Source organism: Acinetobacter sp. ANC 3832 (assembly GCF_002135415.1).
Classification (GTDB): Bacteria; Pseudomonadota; Gammaproteobacteria; order Pseudomonadales; family Moraxellaceae; genus Acinetobacter.
Genome location: NZ_NEGJ01000034.1, coordinates 1 through 1,436, shown reverse-complemented (window position 1 = coordinate 1,436; position 1,436 = coordinate 1). Strand labels below are relative to the sequence as shown.

The 1,436-nt window shown below is 44.0% G+C and carries 1 protein-coding gene; it reads right to left on the bottom strand.

All coding sequences use genetic code 11. The features are described from left to right. Positions 1 to 1,436: tandem-95 repeat protein (locus B9T35_RS18185; protein WP_139842059.1), on the bottom strand; the 1,436-nt coding region annotated here is incomplete at both ends.

Below are 1,436 nucleotides of genomic sequence, written 5' to 3'. Positions count from 1 at the left end.
ATTGTCAATGTACCTGTCGCTGTACCACCTTGACCATCTGAAATTTCATATTTAACTGTATCTGTACCACTAAAACCTTCTGCAGGTGTGTAAGTATAGCTACCATCTGGATTAAAGGTAATTGTGCCACCTCCAGTTGTCGTAACAGCCCCAGTAGTCACAGTTAATTGGTCTTTTTCACCTTCCGGCTGTAATGCCCAATCTTTATCTGTGTCATTTTTCAATACAGATTCAGTCGAAGTAAACGGTTGGCCTTCTTGTGCTACCGCTTCATCTGGATTCGCTGTCGGATCATCATTTACTGGTGTCACATCAACATGTATCGTGATCGTATCTGTTAAACCAGCTTTGTCTGTCACCGTGATCGTAAAGCTATCTTTTCCATTGAAATCTTTCGCAGGCGTGTATTTGTATTCACCTGTAATCGGATCGACCGTTACAACCCCTCCATTCGCACTCGTACCACCTGTGCTAAATGTGATTTCGTCACCTTCTGGTAAATCAACATCATCCGCTGTGACCGTACCCGTCAATGGTGTAGTCGGGTCTTCTAACACCATTAATGGTGCATTCGGATCTGTTCCTGCTTGGCCTTCATCAAATTCCGGTGCATCGTTCACTGGTGTCACATCAACATGTATCGTGATCGTATCTGTTAAACCAGCTTTGTCTGTCACCGTGATCGTAAAGCTATCTTTTCCATTGAAATCTTTCGCAGGCGTGTATTTGTATTCACCTGTAATCGGATCGACCGTTACAACCCCTCCATTCGCACTCGTACCACCTGTGCTAAATGTGATTTCGTCACCTTCTGGTAAATCAACATCATCCGCTGTGACCGTACCCGTCAATGGTGTAGTCGGGTCTTCTAACACCGTTAATGGTGCATTCGAATCTGTTCCTGCTTGGCCTTCATCAAATTCCGGTGCATCGTTTACTGGGGTTACTTTGACTGGAACTTTTACTTCTACAGTTTGTCCGTCTTTATCCGTCACTGTGATCGTGAAGCTATCTCTACCGTTATAGTTTGGATTTGGCGTATAGGTGTATTCACCAGTTTTTGAGTCAATCGTAACTGTACCGTTGATTGGATTACCTGTAACCGTATAGGTTAACTCATCACCTTCTCGACCTAAATCAATATCGTCTGCTTCGATCGTACCTTTCACAGGTGTATCTTCTGCCGTTGTTGTGTCCTGTTCTGGATCTGCTGTTGGCGCATCATTTACTGGTGTCACATCAACATGTATCGTGATCGTATCTGTTAAACCAGCTTTGTCTGTCACCGTGATCGTAAAGCTATCTTTTCCATTGAAATCTTTCGCAGGCGTGTATTTGTATTCACCTGTAATCGGATCGACCGTTACAACCCCTCCATTCGCACTCGTACCACCTGTGCTAAATGTGATTTCGTCACCTTCTGGTAAATCAACATC